General features: G+C 34.7%; 17 protein-coding genes and 3 tRNA genes. 14 read left to right on the top strand and 6 right to left on the bottom strand.

Annotation, left to right across the window (positions count from 1 at the left end):
* Positions 1-93: 93 nt before the first annotated feature.
* Positions 94-169: transfer RNA gene (locus tag J4T76_RS05410), tRNA-Phe, on the bottom strand.
* 159 nt (positions 170-328) lie between these two features.
* Between J4T76_RS05410 and J4T76_RS05405 the strand changes: the two genes are divergently transcribed.
* The 3 genes from J4T76_RS05405 (at position 329) to groL (ending at position 2,898) form a co-directional block, all read left to right on the top strand.
* Positions 329-763, top strand: a complete 435-nt coding sequence (locus J4T76_RS05405; protein WP_267341133.1) for an FxsA family protein — start codon at positions 329-331, stop codon at positions 761-763.
* Between the two features lie 148 nt (positions 764-911).
* Positions 912-1,205, top strand: coding sequence for a co-chaperone GroES (locus tag J4T76_RS05400; RefSeq protein ID WP_034915350.1), 294 nt, complete (start codon positions 912-914; stop codon positions 1,203-1,205).
* A 46-nt stretch (positions 1,206-1,251) separates the two neighbouring features.
* Complete coding sequence (gene groL, locus J4T76_RS05395) at positions 1,252-2,898, top strand: chaperonin GroEL (protein ID WP_267341132.1); 1,647 nt, start codon at positions 1,252-1,254, stop codon at positions 2,896-2,898.
* A gap of 84 nt (positions 2,899-2,982) precedes the next feature.
* On the opposite strand, the gene J4T76_RS05390 is transcribed toward groL, so the two are convergent.
* The 3 genes from J4T76_RS05390 to J4T76_RS05380 are packed head-to-tail and all read right to left on the bottom strand — an operon-like array spanning position 2,983 to position 5,436.
* Positions 2,983-3,564, bottom strand: a complete 582-nt coding sequence (locus J4T76_RS05390; RefSeq protein WP_267341131.1) for a manganese efflux pump MntP — start codon at positions 3,562-3,564, stop codon at positions 2,983-2,985.
* A gap of 32 nt (positions 3,565-3,596) precedes the next feature.
* Positions 3,597-4,226: a hypothetical protein gene (locus J4T76_RS05385; RefSeq protein ID WP_267341130.1), complete on the bottom strand. Its 630-nt coding sequence runs from the start codon at positions 4,224-4,226 to the stop codon at positions 3,597-3,599.
* Positions 4,227-4,254: 28 nt separating this feature from the next.
* A complete protein-coding gene (locus J4T76_RS05380; protein WP_267341129.1) occupies positions 4,255-5,436 on the bottom strand; it encodes a bifunctional tRNA (adenosine(37)-C2)-methyltransferase TrmG/ribosomal RNA large subunit methyltransferase RlmN in 1,182 nt (393 codons plus the stop codon).
* Positions 5,437-5,617: 181 nt separating this feature from the next.
* On the opposite strand from J4T76_RS05380, the gene J4T76_RS05375 reads away from it, so the two are divergent.
* Positions 5,618-6,289, top strand: coding sequence for a M15 family metallopeptidase (locus tag J4T76_RS05375; protein WP_267341128.1), 672 nt, complete (start codon positions 5,618-5,620; stop codon positions 6,287-6,289).
* Here J4T76_RS05375 and J4T76_RS05370 read toward each other — a convergent pair.
* Positions 6,270-7,598, bottom strand: coding sequence for an ATP-binding protein (locus tag J4T76_RS05370; RefSeq protein ID WP_267341126.1), 1,329 nt, complete (start codon positions 7,596-7,598; stop codon positions 6,270-6,272). The two genes, J4T76_RS05375 and J4T76_RS05370, sit on opposite strands and share 20 nt — an antisense overlap.
* Before the next feature lie 16 nt (positions 7,599-7,614).
* Positions 7,615-8,295, bottom strand: a complete 681-nt coding sequence (locus J4T76_RS05365) for a response regulator transcription factor (RefSeq protein ID WP_416380266.1) — start codon at positions 8,293-8,295, stop codon at positions 7,615-7,617.
* Between the two features lie 362 nt (positions 8,296-8,657).
* Here J4T76_RS05365 and J4T76_RS05360 point away from each other — a divergent pair, with 362 nt between their 5' ends.
* The 10 genes from J4T76_RS05360 (at position 8,658) to J4T76_RS05315 (ending at position 16,177) form a co-directional block, all read left to right on the top strand.
* Positions 8,658-9,953 (top strand): L-cysteine desulfidase family protein, encoded by a 1,296-nt coding sequence (locus J4T76_RS05360; protein WP_267341123.1) that lies wholly within the window; start codon positions 8,658-8,660, stop codon positions 9,951-9,953.
* Positions 9,954-10,076: 123 nt separating this feature from the next.
* Positions 10,077-10,152, top strand: a tRNA-His gene (locus tag J4T76_RS05355).
* 19 nt (positions 10,153-10,171) lie between these two features.
* A tRNA-Pro gene (locus J4T76_RS05350) sits at positions 10,172-10,248 on the top strand.
* A gap of 301 nt (positions 10,249-10,549) precedes the next feature.
* Positions 10,550-11,272, top strand: coding sequence for a GntR family transcriptional regulator (locus J4T76_RS05345; RefSeq protein WP_267341122.1), 723 nt, complete (start codon positions 10,550-10,552; stop codon positions 11,270-11,272).
* Positions 11,269-11,952: a GntR family transcriptional regulator gene (locus J4T76_RS05340; RefSeq protein ID WP_267341120.1), complete on the top strand. Its 684-nt coding sequence runs from the start codon at positions 11,269-11,271 to the stop codon at positions 11,950-11,952. The genes J4T76_RS05345 and J4T76_RS05340 overlap by 4 nt, the downstream gene beginning before the upstream one ends.
* A gap of 11 nt (positions 11,953-11,963) precedes the next feature.
* A complete protein-coding gene (locus J4T76_RS05335) occupies positions 11,964-12,431 on the top strand; it encodes a PTS sugar transporter subunit IIB (protein ID WP_267341119.1) in 468 nt (155 codons plus the stop codon).
* A 17-nt stretch (positions 12,432-12,448) separates the two neighbouring features.
* Positions 12,449-13,282: a PTS mannose/fructose/sorbose/N-acetylgalactosamine transporter subunit IIC gene (locus J4T76_RS05330; protein WP_267341118.1), complete on the top strand. Its 834-nt coding sequence runs from the start codon at positions 12,449-12,451 to the stop codon at positions 13,280-13,282.
* Positions 13,263-14,084: a PTS system mannose/fructose/sorbose family transporter subunit IID gene (locus J4T76_RS05325; RefSeq protein ID WP_274460536.1), complete on the top strand. Its 822-nt coding sequence runs from the start codon at positions 13,263-13,265 to the stop codon at positions 14,082-14,084. Before J4T76_RS05330 ends, J4T76_RS05325 begins: the two co-directional genes overlap by 20 nt.
* 12 nt (positions 14,085-14,096) lie before the next feature.
* The gene (locus J4T76_RS05320) at positions 14,097-15,176 is read left to right on the top strand and encodes an SIS domain-containing protein (RefSeq protein WP_267341114.1); all 1,080 of its coding nucleotides are present in this window, start codon (positions 14,097-14,099) and stop codon (positions 15,174-15,176) included.
* Between the two features lie 2 nt (positions 15,177-15,178).
* Entirely contained in the window at positions 15,179-16,177 is a 999-nt protein-coding gene (locus J4T76_RS05315) for an SIS domain-containing protein (RefSeq protein ID WP_267341112.1), read from the top strand.
* The last annotated feature ends 13 nt before the right edge of the window (positions 16,178-16,190 follow it).

Below are 16,190 nucleotides of genomic sequence, written 5' to 3'. Positions count from 1 at the left end.
AAAGAATATCGGCAAGTAATTATTAATAGAATCAGAATTGATAAACATCAGACACAAAAAAACCAGCTTTCGCTGGTGTTCCTTTTTCGTAATTGGTGCCCGGACGCGGAATCGAACCACGGACACGGGGATTTTCAATCCCCTGCTCTACCGACTGAGCTATCCGGGCAACAATGGAGGTGTATTAAACACGATTCCCGATTATCCGTCAATCCTTTTTATAAGATATTTTAAAAAAACTCTACTGTTTGGTTGAAATTTAACTAGTTATCACTATATTAATAACTTATTATGACATAATATCACTCTATATTTAGAGGAATTTTATATGCGAGTCTTTGGATTTATTATTTTTTTTATCTATGCTTATTTTGAACTCAGTTTCTTTATAAACGTTGCAGATTCAATAGGTGTTTTTCTTGCTTTAATTGGCATTATTGCCACTTCGATTATTGGGTTTTCTTTAATTAAAAAGCAGGGTTTAAATAACCTAAGTATTATGCAACAAAAAATTGCTAATCATCAAAGCCCTAAAGATGAAATTATTAAGAGCGTGTCCTTACTCTTTGCGGGTTTTTTATTGCTAATTCCGGGTTTTTTAACCGATATGCTTGGCGCGATTTTGTTAATTCCACGCATTCAAGATTATATTGTTCGCTTTATTGTTAAAAAATTTCCTTTCAAAGTTCGCTCATTTTCTTCTAGCAGCAATGTGCAACTTAATGATGTAATTGAGGGGGAATTTGAGCGTAAAGATGATTAATAATTAATCAATTAGAAAATTTTTTAATTTTATTATCTTGAAGAATTTAAAATAAACCCCATGTAATGTTCACTATATTATATAGATCATAATTTTATGATTTATTGTTAATAATTATTTAATTTAAATTAGTGCTAGGAGATAACTAATGAAAATTCGTCCATTGCATGATCGTGTGATCATTAAACGCAAAGAAGTAGAATCAAAATCAGCTGGCGGTATTGTTTTAACAGGCTCAGCTGCGGGTAAATCAACACGTGGTGAAGTTTTAGCGGTTGGTAATGGTCGCATTTTGGAAAATGGTCAAGTTCAACCACTCGATGTTAAAGTTGGTGATATCGTAATTTTCAATGAAGGATATGGCGTTAAAACAGAAAAAATTGATAATGAAGAAGTACTTATCTTATCTGAAAGCGATATTTTAGCCATTGTTCAAGCGTAATTGGCAAATAATTTAATTTATAGACAGAATTTAGGAGAAATACAAAATGGCAGCTAAAGATGTAAAATTTGGTAATGATGCCCGTACTAAAATGCTTAAGGGTGTGAATGTATTAGCTGATGCAGTTAAAGTCACTTTAGGTCCAAAAGGACGTAATGTAGTATTAGATAAATCATTTGGTGCACCAACTATTACTAAAGATGGTGTGTCAGTTGCTCGTGAAATCGAATTAGAAGACAAATTCGAAAACATGGGTGCACAAATGGTTAAAGAAGTGGCTTCAAAAGCAAACGATGCCGCTGGTGACGGTACAACTACCGCAACAGTCCTTGCGCAAGCAATTGTTAACGAAGGTTTAAAAGCGGTTGCGGCTGGCATGAATCCAATGGATTTAAAACGTGGTATCGATAAAGCAGTTGTTGCAGCAGTTGAAGAGCTTAAAAAATTATCTTCACCTTGTGCAGACTCTAAAGCGATTGCTCAAGTAGGTACAATCTCTGCTAACTCAGATGAAACTGTGGGTACTTTAATTGCTCAAGCAATGGAAAAAGTGGGTAAAGAAGGTGTTATCACTGTTGAAGATGGTACTGGTTTACAAGACGAGCTTGATGTTGTTGAAGGTATGCAATTTGATCGTGGTTATTTATCACCATATTTCATCAATAAACCAGAAACAGCTACTGTTGAATTAGATAGCCCATACATTTTATTAGCGGATAAAAAAATCTCTAACATCCGTGAATTATTACCAGTATTAGAAGCAGTGGCTAAAGCAGGTAAATCACTACTAATCATTGCTGAAGATGTTGAAGGCGAAGCATTAGCCACTTTAGTTGTGAATACTATGCGTGGTATTGTTAAAGTTGCCGCAGTTAAAGCACCTGGCTTTGGTGATCGTCGTAAAGCTATGTTACAAGACATCGCGATTTTAACAGCTGGTACGGTAATTTCAGAAGAAATCGGTTTAGAGCTTGAAAAAGCTACTTTAGAAGACCTAGGTCAAGCTAAACGTGTTGTTATCAATAAAGACAATACCACTATCATCGATGGTGTGGGTGAAGAGTCTTTAATCAGTGCACGTGTTGAACAAATTCGTAAACAAATCGAAGAATCAACTTCTGATTACGATAAAGAAAAACTTCAAGAACGTGTAGCTAAATTAGCTGGTGGTGTTGCAGTAATTAAAGTTGGTGCAGCAACTGAAGTTGAAATGAAAGAGAAAAAAGCACGTGTTGAAGATGCATTACATGCTACTCGCGCAGCGGTTGAAGAAGGTGTGGTTGCCGGTGGTGGTGTTGCGTTAGTTCGTGCTGCATCTGCAATTTTAGACCTTAAAGGTGCAAACGAAGATCAAAACGTTGGTATTAAAGTTGCCCTTCGTGCAATGGAAGCGCCATTACGTCAAATCGTGACTAACTGTGGTGAAGAAGCATCGGTTGTGGTTAACGCAGTTAAAGGTGGCAAAGGTAACTATGGTTACAATGCTTCAACTGAAGAGTACGGCGATATGATCGCAATGGGTATCTTAGATCCAACTAAAGTAACGCGTAGCGCATTACAATATGCGGCATCTGTTGCGGGTCTTATGATCACAACTGAATGTATGGTTACTGATTTACCTAAAGATGATAAAGCTGATTTAGGTGCTGCTGCAGGTATGGGCGGCATGGGTGGAATGGGCGGAATGATGTAATTCTGCTGTTTCTCCTAATAAAAACCACTCCGATATGTGAGTGGTTTTTTTATACCTAAAGAAATTTTTTATAACATATTAAAATTAGGTTGTTAAATGTTGATAAAGTGTAATTATACCAATTGTAATCAGCACTAATCCGCCTAAAAGCTCCGCGTTTTTGCCTACAACACAGCCTAATTTTTTTCCTAGTAATAGACCTGTTGTCACCATCACACACGTTGCTAACCCAATCATTGATGCCGTAAAATAGATATTAACATTCGCCATTGCTAAACCGACCCCAACGGCAAATGCATCAATGCTAGTTGATATAGCGGTAAAGATTAACATAAAAAAAGATTTTTTATTATTTGCTGATACTAGTTCTTCTTCCTGATCGTTTTCATCTAATGATGTTAGGCTGTTATAAATCATGTTTATACCTAAAAATAACATGATAATAAACACTACCCAATGATCCCATTTTTCGATATATTGCAAGGCAATATAGCCAATTAACCAGCCTAGTATTGGGGTAATGGCTTCAACAATGCCAAATAAGATCCCCACTTTTAATGCCCCTAAAAACGGTGTTGATTTGAGCGATACGCCACGACAAATCGCTACCGCAAATGCATCCGTCGACATGGCTAATGCTAGTAATAAAATAGCCCAAAAACTCATGATTGTTACTCTTGCTTCTAATGATATTTATTCTAATTCTTGTAATTTATTTTTTTGGATATTAATAACAGATAGTTAGAGACACTTTCATCGCCTTTGTTTTTATAAATTTCCGCTGTTTTTATTACACTACTTCGGCGACTTGAATCATATTCAAAAAGTTGCTTGAACATAAGATCTGCTGTTTTTGTATCGCCATTTTGAATCGCACAATAACCATACTGCTCGTAGGCATCAGCTTTCCAATGATGTTTGTCGAGATCTAGGCTTTGTTTAAATTGTTTTTGGGCTTCTTGATAACGATCTCTACCACATAAAAAAGAACCATAATGAACATGATATAAACCATTACCAGGTTGCATTAATGTAATACGTTTGTAGATCATTTCTGCTTCGTTATACTCGCCAACATGCTGATCAAACATTGCCATTGCTAGCATCACTTGTGGATTATTGGGCGAATACTGGGAAGCTAATTTTAGATTATAATGTGCAGCCTTAATATTATCTTCGGATTCATTGGCTTTAGCTAAATAACCTAACCCTAATCGCATTCTTGCTAATGCAGCAGTTTCTGGGTCAAACTCTTCTCTATTATTAGTTTGACAACCTGCAAGCATTAGCATAGAAAAACAGCTGAACACTATTAACGATCTTTTCATTTACACTTCCTTTTTTATATTAGAAGATTTATGCTGTTTTCTGAACAAGGTTTTGCTTTTTATACAAGGTTCGTTTAGTTCGATCAACCACTTCACCAGCAAGCTGCCCGCAAGCGGCATCAATATCATCACCGCGGGTTTTGCGAACAATAACCGTAAATCCATACCCCATTAATGTTTTCATAAAGCGATCAATTCGGGTATTTGAACAACGAGAATAAGGTGCGCCAGGGAATGGATTCCATGGAATTAAATTGATTTTACTTGGCACATTTTTTAAGAACTTTGCCAGCTCATGCGCATGTTCAACACTATCATTGATTTGATTGAGTAAAACGTATTCGATTGTCACCTTACCGTGATTAGCATTTGATGTTGATAGATAACGTAAAATTGAATCACGCAGCATGGCCATATTATATTTTTGGTTGATTGGCATAATTTCACTGCGGATTTCATCATTTGGTGCATGAAGTGAAATCGCTAAGGCAACATCAATCATTCCTGCCAATTTATCTAATGCCGGTACTACACCAGAGGTTGAAAGTGTGACGCGTCTTTTTGATAAACCATAACCAAAATCATCTAACATGATTTCCATGGCTGGTGCAACATTAGATAAATTAAGTAAAGGTTCACCCATACCCATCATAACAACATTCGTGATCGGCCGATCGGCTAATTTGCCTGTGACACCAATCGCATTTGATGCTCGCCAAACCTGACCAATAATTTCAGAAACGGTTAAATTGCGATTAAAACCTTGCTGAGCAGTTGAACAAAATTTGCATTCCAGCGCACAGCCCACTTGTGATGATACGCACAAAGTTGCTCGATCACGTTCAGGGATATAAACCGATTCAATCATCTGATTATTACCCACATCTAATGCCCATTTAATGGTACCATCCGATGATCGCTGTTCAAGAGCAATTTTAGGCGCTTTAATTTCAGCTAATTTTTTTAGTTGTTCACGGAGCTTTTTGTTGATGTCGGTCATCAGATCAAAATCATCTATCCCAAAATGATAGATCCATTTCATCACTTGATCAGCTCTAAAGGGCTTTTCCCCAAGCGATATAAAAAAATCACGCAATTGCTGACGCGTAAAATTGAGTAGATTTATTTTTTCTTGTGTTGAATGAACATTAATTGTATTAGCAGCATCTGAATTAATTACAGACGTGTTAGATGTAGCAGATTTTAACATAAGGCCTCGTTTTTACACATTATGGCTATTTCAATTTTTAGGGAAAGGATTATACTGGTTTTCACCTTATCTGGCTAATAGAATATTATAGAAACTCAAAATGATAATAAAAACAATAAAATTAAAATTAATTCTCAATATTATATTGATATTAACTCTATTTTTAGATTTGACAATCACTATGGCACATTCAATTCCATTAAATAAACTTACAGGGCAATTTGACGAAAAAAAAGACAGAGATTTTATATCATTAGATTCAACCGTTTTACCTGTTAACAAAAACGGAATGTATCTACAAAAAGAGCCTACAGAGCAACTAATCAAAGCTTATAATGATTTTAAGAAGAGACATCCAGATATTCCTTTTATTGTGGTAAGTGCAACTCGTAATTACACGTATCAAAATGGCATTTGGCAACGTAAATGGGATGCATTGTTAAAAAAAATCAATGATCCACAAAACATTGCAACGGAAATTTTAAAATTTTCATCAATGCCTGGTACTTCGAGACACCATTGGGGTACAGACATTGATATCACTAGTGTGTCATCCGATTTTTTTAGGCAGGATAAAAAAGGCATTATTCTCTATAAATGGTTGCAAGAAAATATGCCTAAGTACGGTTTTTGCCAAGCCTTTAACGAAGGTCGTAAAGGTGGCTATCTTCCTGAAGAGTGGCATTGGTCATACCAACCTATTGCCAGTCAATATATTGCTCAGTATAAACAGATATTAGACAGTGAACCGAATAAAATTATCCAAACCCTGACCTTTACAGGGCATGATAAAATTAAATTACGGGACTTAATTAAAGAATACGTATTGTCCGTTAATAGCGAGTGTTACTAGGTGCAATTGTTTGTAATTTACGCCAATACGGTAAATATATAGTCACAACAAGTCCACCTCCTTCTCGATTAGCTGCTTTAATAGTACCGTTGTGCATAACGACGGTTTTTCGAGCAATAGCTAATCCCAATCCATAACCCTTACCAAGTTGTGGTGACTGAATACGAACAAATGGTTCAAAAATACTGGATAATTTATTCCATTCAACACCTGGTCCGCGATCTTTAACTTCTATTTGTAAATATTTGTTCGTTTCTTTTAACGAGACCTCAATAGCTTGCCCAGATTGTGAAAAGCGAATCGCATTACGAATAATATTTTCAATCGCGCGACGTATCTGTTCTGAATTGCCTTTGACTATCGAATGATTAATGGTTGAAGGGATAAAATGCACATCAATTGATTGATGATTTGCTTCATAGTTAGCGTCATTGATCACTACACTTAATAAATCTTTCAAGTCAAAATATTCATCATTACGATTGTTCATTTCGGAACGGGAATATTTTAATATTTCGCCAATTAACTGATCTAATCGTTCGGATTCCAGCTCAATTCTTGCTAAACAAGTATCGATATTTTGTTTATTCTGCTGAGCAAGCCCAATAGCTAACTGCAAACGCGCCAGCGGCGTTCTAAGTTCGTGCGATACATCATGCAACAATGCTTGACGATCTGAGATTAAGATATTGAGTTGTTCAACCATCATATCAAAATCTTTACCTACTTCGCTTATCTCATCATGCCGATATTCTAATTTATCAAATAATCGAACCGAAAGATCACCTTGTGATACTCGAAAAAAACCCTGTCTTAATAACCGCATTGGTTTAGTTAAATTCCAGGCTAAAGTAAGACTTAACGTGAGTCCAACTAAAACTCCCGTTAGTGTAATAGGCATTGGCATATTAAACAGTATTTTTTGGAACTGAGTATTTATTTCTTCTTTTTTAAACGAAACAGAATACAGTGTTCCATCAGGAGCAACGGCCGAACGTTGGTACATATAATTCGGAGATTCTAATTCATCATTTAGGATATTAACTTGATCATTTTGAGGAGAAACCAATTTTATTGACAGCAATACTCGCTCTCGTTCGGGTAAATGTGCAATAAAATTAAGTGTATCTTCTTCACCAGCCACATGCAATAATTGCGCAATCATATCGACTTTAGTCGGCATATGATTGAGAACTTGTCTATTTTTGTCTTCTACATAGAGCGAAAAAGCAATCCATGTTAACTGAAAGGTAAGAAAAAACATCACACAAAATATAACAAGTATTTTCCAAAATAATCGACGATTCATAGCAAACCTACTGTCATTAACGAATACGATAACCTACAGCTCTGATGGTTTCAATTGTCACGTCATTTTGGGCAACTTGATATAATTTTTGACGAATATTACTGATATGGACATCAACACTACGATCATAAAGCTCTCTAGCGCGACCAAGTCCAACTTCAGATAATTCTTCTTTAGTCACAACTCGTTCACTATTTTTTACGAGTAAAACTAATAAATTAAATTCAGTCGATGTTAAGTCAATAACTTGTCCATTCCATGTACATAATCGTTGAGGTAAATCTAATGTCAAGCCATTAAAATGGTATTTTTTATCATCCACTAACTCAACTGTTCGTTCATCAAAACGACGCAATACTGCGCGTAATCTGGCTAGTAGTTCACGAGGATAACACGGCTTAGGGATATAATCGTCTGCGCCTAATTCTAAACCTAACACACGATCAATATTGTCGCCTTTAGCTGTTAACATGATAACGGGCATATTACACTGTTGACGTATACTTTTAAGAACGTCAATACCATTAATATCAGGCAACATAACATCTAGAATTGCAGCACGATATTTCCCCGATAATGCTTCATCAATAGCATCTTTACCCAAATAAACACTTTTGATATTAAAACCTTCATTGGTTAGATATTCACTAAGCATCTGTGATAATTCGACATCATCATCAATTAACAAAATATTTATCATATATCGCCATTATTATTTAATTTTATGTAGTTACATTATTACAATAATAAAAAAAAAGTCAGGTAATTTTACTAAAATATTACATATTTTGAACAATTCTTGATTATTTAATTCACTGTTTAACCAAATAAAAGTTTAGATTCATGCTAAAATTGCAACATATTTTTTTAAAAAGATTAACATAATTTTTTGCTAAAAATAATTTAAATAATAAACTTTATTTATTCCAGTGCAACATATTTAATTATTTACTTTGCAATCTTAACATTAAAATTTAAACTAACTATTATATTTATCTTTTATAAAATGTTTTACCATCTAGCACTATTTATCATAGTGCAATGATATGGAGATAAAAAATGGAACAACAAGTAGTGTGGAAAAAATTAATTCAATTAGTGAAACATGAAGTTTTACCTGCATTAGGTTGTACAGAGCCCATATCTCTTGCTTTGGCATCAGCGGTTGCTACTAAATATATTGATAAAAACAGTATCCGTCACATTGATGCTTATGTTTCACCAAATTTAATGAAAAATGGTATGGCAGTGACAGTGCCTGGTACAGGGATGGTTGGGTTACCTATTGCAGCAGCTATTGGCGCAATAGGTGGTGATGCCAAAGCAGGTCTTGAAGTACTAAAAAAAATTACACCGAAACAAATTAACCAAGCTAAAACGCTACTTAAAGAGCAAAAAGTCACTGTACACATTGCTAATAATAATGCAGCTATTTATTCTGAAGCCAATATTTACACTAAGACCGATCATGTTAGAGTATGTATCGAAAAATCACACACAAACATAGTGTTAATAGAAAAAAATGGTGAAATCATTTTCAAAGCAGAGAATAAAACACAAGACGAGTCTAAAAAAGATTCAATCATAACTCAGATGTCAGTCAAACAGATATATGAATTTGCAACACGCTGTAATTTTGATGATATCGAATTTATTTTACATTCTGCTGAATTAAACGATGCATTATCTCAAGAAGGATTAAGGCGAGATTATGGCTTAAGTATTGCCGCTACACTAAATGAACAAACAAAAACTGGCTTGTTGGCTGATGACCTGTTATCTAAAGTGATTATTCGCACAACTGCAGCATCCGATGCTCGAATGGGTGGTGCAACTTTACCTGCGATGAGCAATTCTGGTTCTGGAAATCAAGGTATTACCGCAACTATGCCCGTGGTGGTGGTTGCCGATTATTTAAAAGCAACAACAGAACAATTGGCTAGAGCACTCATTTTATCTCATACCATTGCAATTTATATTCATAGTAAATTCCCGCCTTTATCGGCACTTTGTGCTGCATCAACCGCAGCAATGGGCTCTGCCGCTGGTATGGCATGGTTACTTGGTAAAGGACAATATGAACCAGTAGATATGGCTATTTGTAGTATGATTGGTGATTTATCTGGTATTATTTGTGATGGAGCCTCCAATAGTTGTGCAATGAAAGTGTCAACTTCGGTATCTTCGAGTTTTAAAGCTGTTTTAATGGCATTAAATCGTATTCGAGTGACAGGTAAAGAAGGGATAGTTTGTGATAGCGTCGAGGCTTCAATTGATAATCTTGGAGCCATTGTTAGCAATAGTATGAAAGCAACCGACACACAAATCATTAATATTATGTCACATAAAGCTTAATTACATCAGTAATGATAAAATATTAAGCTTTTAACGCTTTTAATATAAGCAGTCAGAACATTTTTGAAAAATTATACTGGACAATGTTATTTTTTATGCGTAATATCTCGTCCTACTTCTATGGTGGCTATAGCTCAGTTGGTAGAGCCCTGGATTGTGATTCCAGTTGTCGTGGGTTCGAATCCCATTAGCCACCCCATTTTATAGAAAAAATCTAACGGCGAGTAGCGCAGCTTGGTAGCGCAACTGGTTTGGGACCAGTGGGTCGGAGGTTCGAATCCTCTCTCGCCGACCAATTTAAAAAAAAGCCTGCTCAATTGAGTAGGCTTTTTTATTATCTGTTTATCGTTTTATTCCCTCATTTATACATAATCGCTTTTCATTAATTAAAATTAATCCTCTGAATTAAATAGATTAATTAGCGCAATTCACTTTATCTGAATAATTTTATTAGATTACGATAAAAAATGTGATCTCTATATCAATTTTGGTACTCAAAATTGACAACATGTATTTTTTTTAATATTTTTTAAACAATCTTATATGGATTAAGATATATCTGATGGATAAAAAAGCCCACAAATGGAGTGTGACCTTTGGAATATCGTGATATTGCGGCAAAAACAGATGTTGAAGAAAAAATTCGAGCCAATCTCAACATAATTAGCGATCAATCGACAGAAAGAGGACTTGCCAAATACTTTGGTGTCAGTCGAACTACTGTACGCAACGCATTGAATGATTTAGCGATAGAAGGATATGTTTTTCAAAATGATAAAAACTTACCATGCCATAAAATTTTTGAAATTAATATGCTGAAGATGTCTTCATTTAGTGAAGAGGTCCAAAAACATGATGATATACAAATCAAAATAAAAGTACTTTCCAACCAAATAATTAAAATGCCTGCTGAATTAAGAGCATTCTTTGGTTCAAATGATCCGTTAATTAGAATTATTCGACAACGCTTTTTAAACCAAGATCCCCTTTCTTATGAAATTACATATTTATCATCGCTAAAATTTAAAGATTTAAATCAGATAGATTTAAATGGTATTTCTCTTTATCAATTTTTAAAAGAACATTACCATTTTACCCCAAACCACGGTAGAGAAGAGATTACTTATGAAGCAGCAACTGATGATAAAGCAAAACATTTACAAGTTGCTGAAGGTACACCAATTTATAAAGTATCAAGCTATAGTTTTGATAATCATTTCGAACCATTTGAACACACCGATCAGTATTTAGTTGGCAATCGATTTCGGTATCATTTATCGGCTAAAAATATCTTCAATTATGAGGTAACGCATCAATGAAGTTATTTGAAAAAATAGCCACTCATTTTATGGATAAGATAAATACTGGACATTATAGAGTTGGATCTAAATTACCCCCTGAAGGGCAATTGCAAAAGGATTATAATGTCAGTAGAACAACTGTTCGAAAAGCAATTGATCTGCTGGTTGATAAAAATATGGTGGTTAGGAAAAAAGGAGTTGGTTTATTTGTTGCACCAACCTTATCTACCCAAAATATTTTAGAAATGACTGGAATTATTAAACCCTTTGTTTACCAAAATCATAAAAAAATTATTAAAGATACCTATTTAAGACAAGCAGGAAGTTACTATAGTCTGTTATTAAAAATAAAACCCTCCGAGCTCATCTATTACGTTAGTTTTTTAGAAATTGCAAAAAACAGTGCAGTTAAAGAAATTTTTCTCTTACCTCTTAATAATTTTCCCGATTTCCAAATATCTATCATCAAAGTTTTATCAGCCCTCGAAATCACTAATTCTGGCAAAAAAAAGGTCGATAAATTAGAGCAGGATTTGCAGCTTATTGCGGCAAATGCTGAATTGGCAAAACAGTTACGATGCAACATTAACGATCCATTATTTAAAATTTCTAATCACTATTTTGATATTAATAGAGAACCGATAGCTATTGAATATAAGTTTGCTAGTAATACTAAATATGTGGTCGATTTCACTTAGGAGGTAACCCAATGATTAAATTATTACGTGTTGATCACCGTTTAGTTCACGGTCAGGTCGTTGTTTCATGGTTTGAAAATGTTGGCGCTAATACAATTTTAGTTGCCAATGATGCTGTTGCGGGTGATGAACTGCGTAAATCAGCAATTCGTTTAGCTAAGCCTGACAACGCAAAATTAGTAATGAAGTCTGTTGATGACAGTATTGAGGCGATTAACTCTGGCGTAACGGATAAATATCAAATGTTAATTGTAGTTGAGTCCGTGGCTGATGCTGAAAAATTAATCCGAGGCATTCAAGGAAAAATAACTAGTCTTAATTTAGGAGGAACTAAACCCCGTGACGGAACGAAGAATTACTCTAAAACAATAAATTTAACCAATTTAGAAGCAGATCTATTAGCTAAATTACAACGAGATGGTGTTGAAGTATATATACAACAAATACCAAATGAATCTAAGCAGAAATTCGAAAAATAGACAAAAAGGAATACAAAATGAGTATTGTTATTACAGCAATTATTTTGGCCTTGATTGCTATGTTAGCTAATGGTGAATACTTTTTAGGTTCATCAATGTTATCGAGACCTTTAGTTACCTGTACTTTAGCGGGACTAGTAATGGGAGATATCACCCAAGGTATTATTATAGGAGCAACGTTAGAATTAGCCTTTGTTGGTTCATTTTCCATTGGGGCATCTATCCCGCCAGAAATTATATCAGGTAGTGTTCTAGGAACAGCTTTCGCTATTGGTGCAGGTAAAAGTACGGCTGTTGCCCTAACTTTGGGAATTCCAATTGCTTCTCTGGTACTAGTAGTTAAGAATTTATGTTTCTTGTTTATTTTACCTTACTTTGTTCATAAAGCAGATAAGTATGCTAGTGAAGGAAATGGTAAAGGCGTTGATCGGATGAATATCTTGGGTGGTTTCTTTTCCATTAACCTACCAATTGGATTAGTGGTCGGGCTTTCTTATCTATTTGGTAGTGAAGCAATTAAAAACTTGCTTGAAGTTATTCCTGAGTTTGTTATTAATGGTTTAGGCATCGCAACTGGCTTATTACCTGCATTTGGTTTTGCTATGCTAATGAAAATTATGATAAAAAAAACCAATGCAACATTCTTTATTCTTGGTTTTGCTGTAGCAGTATATATGAAAGTACCTGTTACTGGTGTTGCCATTTTTGGTGCGTGTATGGCATTGATTCTTACTGGTTATTCTTCCTTTACCGGCAAAAAATCAATAACCTCAGACAATCAAGAAGTTAATAATCTTTCAGGCAGTGCTTTAGTAGGACAGGAGATCAACTATGAAAATGAAGAATTCTAAACGATTAACTAGAAACGATTTAATGCGAACCTTTTGGCGTTCTTTTACCGCCGAATGGTCATGGAATTATGAGCGACAAATGAATTTAGGTTATTCTTTTGCAATCCGCCCTGCTTTAGAAAAAATCTATAGTCAAAAACCAGAACAATTAACCAAAGCTTATCAAAGACATCTAGAGTTTTATAACGTTACACCTTGGTTAGTTACCTTTCCGTTAGGTATTTCTATTGCAATGGAAGAGCAAAATGCCTTGAATAACGATTTTGATGAAAGTTCAATTAATGATGTTAAAGTTGCATTAATGGGACCACTAAGTGGTTTGGGCGATTCATTTTTCTGGGGAACCTTACGGGTTATAGCCACTGGTATTGGTACTTCATTAGCAATACAAGGTAATATTTTAGGTCCACTTTTGTTTCTATTAATTTTCAATATTCCTGCTGTTTTAGCTCGCTATTTTGGTCTATTCATTGGTTATAACATTGGTGCCTCTTTTATTGAAAAGGTTCAAAAGACTGGTTTAATGGATAAATTATCGTATGGTGCTTCTATCTTGGGGCTATCTGTTGTTGGTGCCATGGTAGCAACGATGGTGACATTAAATATGCCACTAACAATAGGATCAGGCGACGATGCAACATCATTACAGGATATTTTTAATGGTATTGTGCCACAAATATTACCTCTGTTATTTACCTTATTCATCTTTTTATTAGACAAAAAAGGGCTTAAAGCGCATTGGATTTTATTACTTATAGCGAGTATCGGTATTTTTGGAGCTTGGAGTGGATTATTAGGATAATAAGGAGAAAAAATGAAAAGTATCGCTGATTATGTTGCCTTAGAGCCTGAATATTATCAGAACATTTTAGATAATTATCAAGCACTATTCACCCAAAATATTGACCTGAGTAAAATTAAACAACTTAGCTCAATTGTTATATTTGCAACAGGTTCAAGTTCCAACGCAGCTTATGGTGCAAGACCTTTAATGAGTAAAATCTTAAAGATACCTGTTTATATTGAAGATCCTTCTATCGCTGCTAATTATTTACATTACCGTGATCCTAATACTTTGTATATTGCTGTTTCGCAAGGTGGAGAAAGTTATTCAATCATTCATTTAGTAGAACAATTTATAAAAAACAACCAAACCATCTATACGCTTACCAGCAATTCCAATAGCCCACTGTATAAAATTAGTCATCATGTCTTATCTATGGGAATTCCAGTTGAGGAGATGCCTTATGTCAGTGCTGGTTATAGCGTAACCATTCTAGATTTAATATTGATCTCTCTAGTAATTGCTCAAAAAAATGACAGTGTTAGTGATGTTCAATTTAACCACTATATAGAGCAATTTCAGAAAGTTACTCATTTACTTCCTAAAGTCATTGAACAATCCCAAGTATGGGTTAATCAATGCCAACATCAATTTTATCATGCTAAAAGAGTGATATTTATTGGTTATGGTGCAACTTATGGAGTTGCTAGAGAAGCGGAAACAAAATTTACGGAAACAGTACGCAATACAGCTTTTGGTAAAGAACTCGAAGAATACATGCATGGTCCATATTTAGGATTACATGAAGATGATCATATTGTGTTTCTTGAACCCCATGGTCAGTTAGATCAGAGAGCGAAATTATTAAAAGTCTTTTTAAATAAACATGTTAAAAATATTTCAACCATTTACGCCAATAGTAGTAACAATCTTAAAGAAGAGGACTTGTGCCTTAATGTTGATATAGATGAACTATACGCATCATTATTTATGACTGTTCCTATTCATCTATTAAGTTACCAAGTTTCAAGATTAAAAGGTCATAATCTTGAAAAATCGGCCTATCCAGAATTTGATGAAATAACTAGTTCTAAAATTAAGAGGATTTAAAAATGAGAAAATATGACGAAAAGAAAGAATTAGACAGCATGAATGGTGCTTTAGCATTAAGACCACAAATTAATGAATTTATTGATAAAATCCACGATCGTGGTTATAGTAATGTTTGCTGGTTAGGTATTGGTGGTACGTATGCATCATCAATGCAAGCAGTTGTTCATATGAAAGAAAAAACAGCCATTGAAACGTTTGTTCAACATGCGGCTGAATATCTAGTAACAGGAAACAAACGTATCACTAAAGACACATTGATCATTATTTCATCTGTCACGGGTACCACACAGGAAGTCGTTGCAGCTATTGAAAAAATTCAAAAAGAAGTTGGGTCAACCGTATTAGCTTTTATGGATAAAGCCGATACCCCATTAGGGAAAATGGCACATCATGTTATTACTTACCCAATGAATGAACAATTAAAATTCTTTATGACAGCTGATCGTTTAATGTATTTAGCCGGTGAGTTCCCTGACTATGATGAGTTTTATCAAGAAATGGATCAACATTTTGCTAAAAATATTGTTGCTGTTGCCAAAAAAGCCGATAAATTTGGGCGAGAAGTTGCTGAAAAACACCATAACGACACTATGCACTATTTTGTTGGTGCGGGTAATCAATGGGGAGCAACGTATTCTCATGCTATGTGTTATTGGGAGGAACAACATTGGTTACGCTCAAAATCCATTGAATCAGCAGAATTTTTCCATGGTACGTTAGAAGTCATTGATCGTGATACAGCAGTCACTGTTTATGTTGGTGAAGATACACAGCGCTCATTAAGTGAAAGAGTAGCTAAATTCCTACCTCAAATCTGTGGTAATTACACCATAATCGATACTAAAGACTATGAATTACCTGGTATATCAGAAAAATATCGTGGAAATCTTTCACCGTTTGTCTTCCGTACCATTAATAATCGTATTGATGCTTATGTTGAATATTTAAATCGTCATCCTATGACGATTCGTCGTTATTATCGTTGCCTTGATTACTAAAGGAGTACCTTAA

Source organism: Gilliamella sp. B3022 (genome assembly GCF_028751545.1).
Lineage (GTDB): Bacteria > Pseudomonadota > Gammaproteobacteria > Enterobacterales > Orbaceae > Gilliamella.
Note: the sequence above shows the minus strand (reverse complement) of the source record. Positions and strands in the feature narration are given on the sequence as shown.

Excerpts from the sequence above, each read along its gene's own strand:
- J4T76_RS05320 (WP_267341114.1), top strand. The coding sequence starts at position 14,097 with ATGAAAAGTATCGCTGATTATGTTGCCTTAGAGCCTGAATATTATCAG.
- J4T76_RS05390 (WP_267341131.1), bottom strand. The coding sequence starts at position 3,564 with ATGAGTTTTTGGGCTATTTTATTACTAGCATTAGCCATGTCGACGGAT.
- J4T76_RS05340 (WP_267341120.1), top strand. The coding sequence starts at position 11,269 with ATGAAGTTATTTGAAAAAATAGCCACTCATTTTATGGATAAGATAAAT.
- J4T76_RS05385 (WP_267341130.1), bottom strand. The coding sequence starts at position 4,226 with ATGAAAAGATCGTTAATAGTGTTCAGCTGTTTTTCTATGCTAATGCTT.
- J4T76_RS05405 (WP_267341133.1), top strand. The coding sequence starts at position 329 with ATGCGAGTCTTTGGATTTATTATTTTTTTTATCTATGCTTATTTTGAA.
- J4T76_RS05315 (WP_267341112.1), top strand. The coding sequence starts at position 15,179 with ATGAGAAAATATGACGAAAAGAAAGAATTAGACAGCATGAATGGTGCT.
- J4T76_RS05325 (WP_274460536.1), top strand. The coding sequence starts at position 13,263 with ATGAAAATGAAGAATTCTAAACGATTAACTAGAAACGATTTAATGCGA.
- groL (WP_267341132.1), top strand. The coding sequence starts at position 1,252 with ATGGCAGCTAAAGATGTAAAATTTGGTAATGATGCCCGTACTAAAATG.
- J4T76_RS05375 (WP_267341128.1), top strand. The coding sequence starts at position 5,618 with ATGGCACATTCAATTCCATTAAATAAACTTACAGGGCAATTTGACGAA.
- J4T76_RS05360 (WP_267341123.1), top strand. The coding sequence starts at position 8,658 with ATGGAACAACAAGTAGTGTGGAAAAAATTAATTCAATTAGTGAAACAT.
- J4T76_RS05380 (WP_267341129.1), bottom strand. The coding sequence starts at position 5,436 with ATGTTAAAATCTGCTACATCTAACACGTCTGTAATTAATTCAGATGCT.
- J4T76_RS05370 (WP_267341126.1), bottom strand. The coding sequence starts at position 7,598 with ATGAATCGTCGATTATTTTGGAAAATACTTGTTATATTTTGTGTGATG.
- J4T76_RS05400 (WP_034915350.1), top strand. The coding sequence starts at position 912 with ATGAAAATTCGTCCATTGCATGATCGTGTGATCATTAAACGCAAAGAA.
- J4T76_RS05330 (WP_267341118.1), top strand. The coding sequence starts at position 12,449 with ATGAGTATTGTTATTACAGCAATTATTTTGGCCTTGATTGCTATGTTA.
- J4T76_RS05335 (WP_267341119.1), top strand. The coding sequence starts at position 11,964 with ATGATTAAATTATTACGTGTTGATCACCGTTTAGTTCACGGTCAGGTC.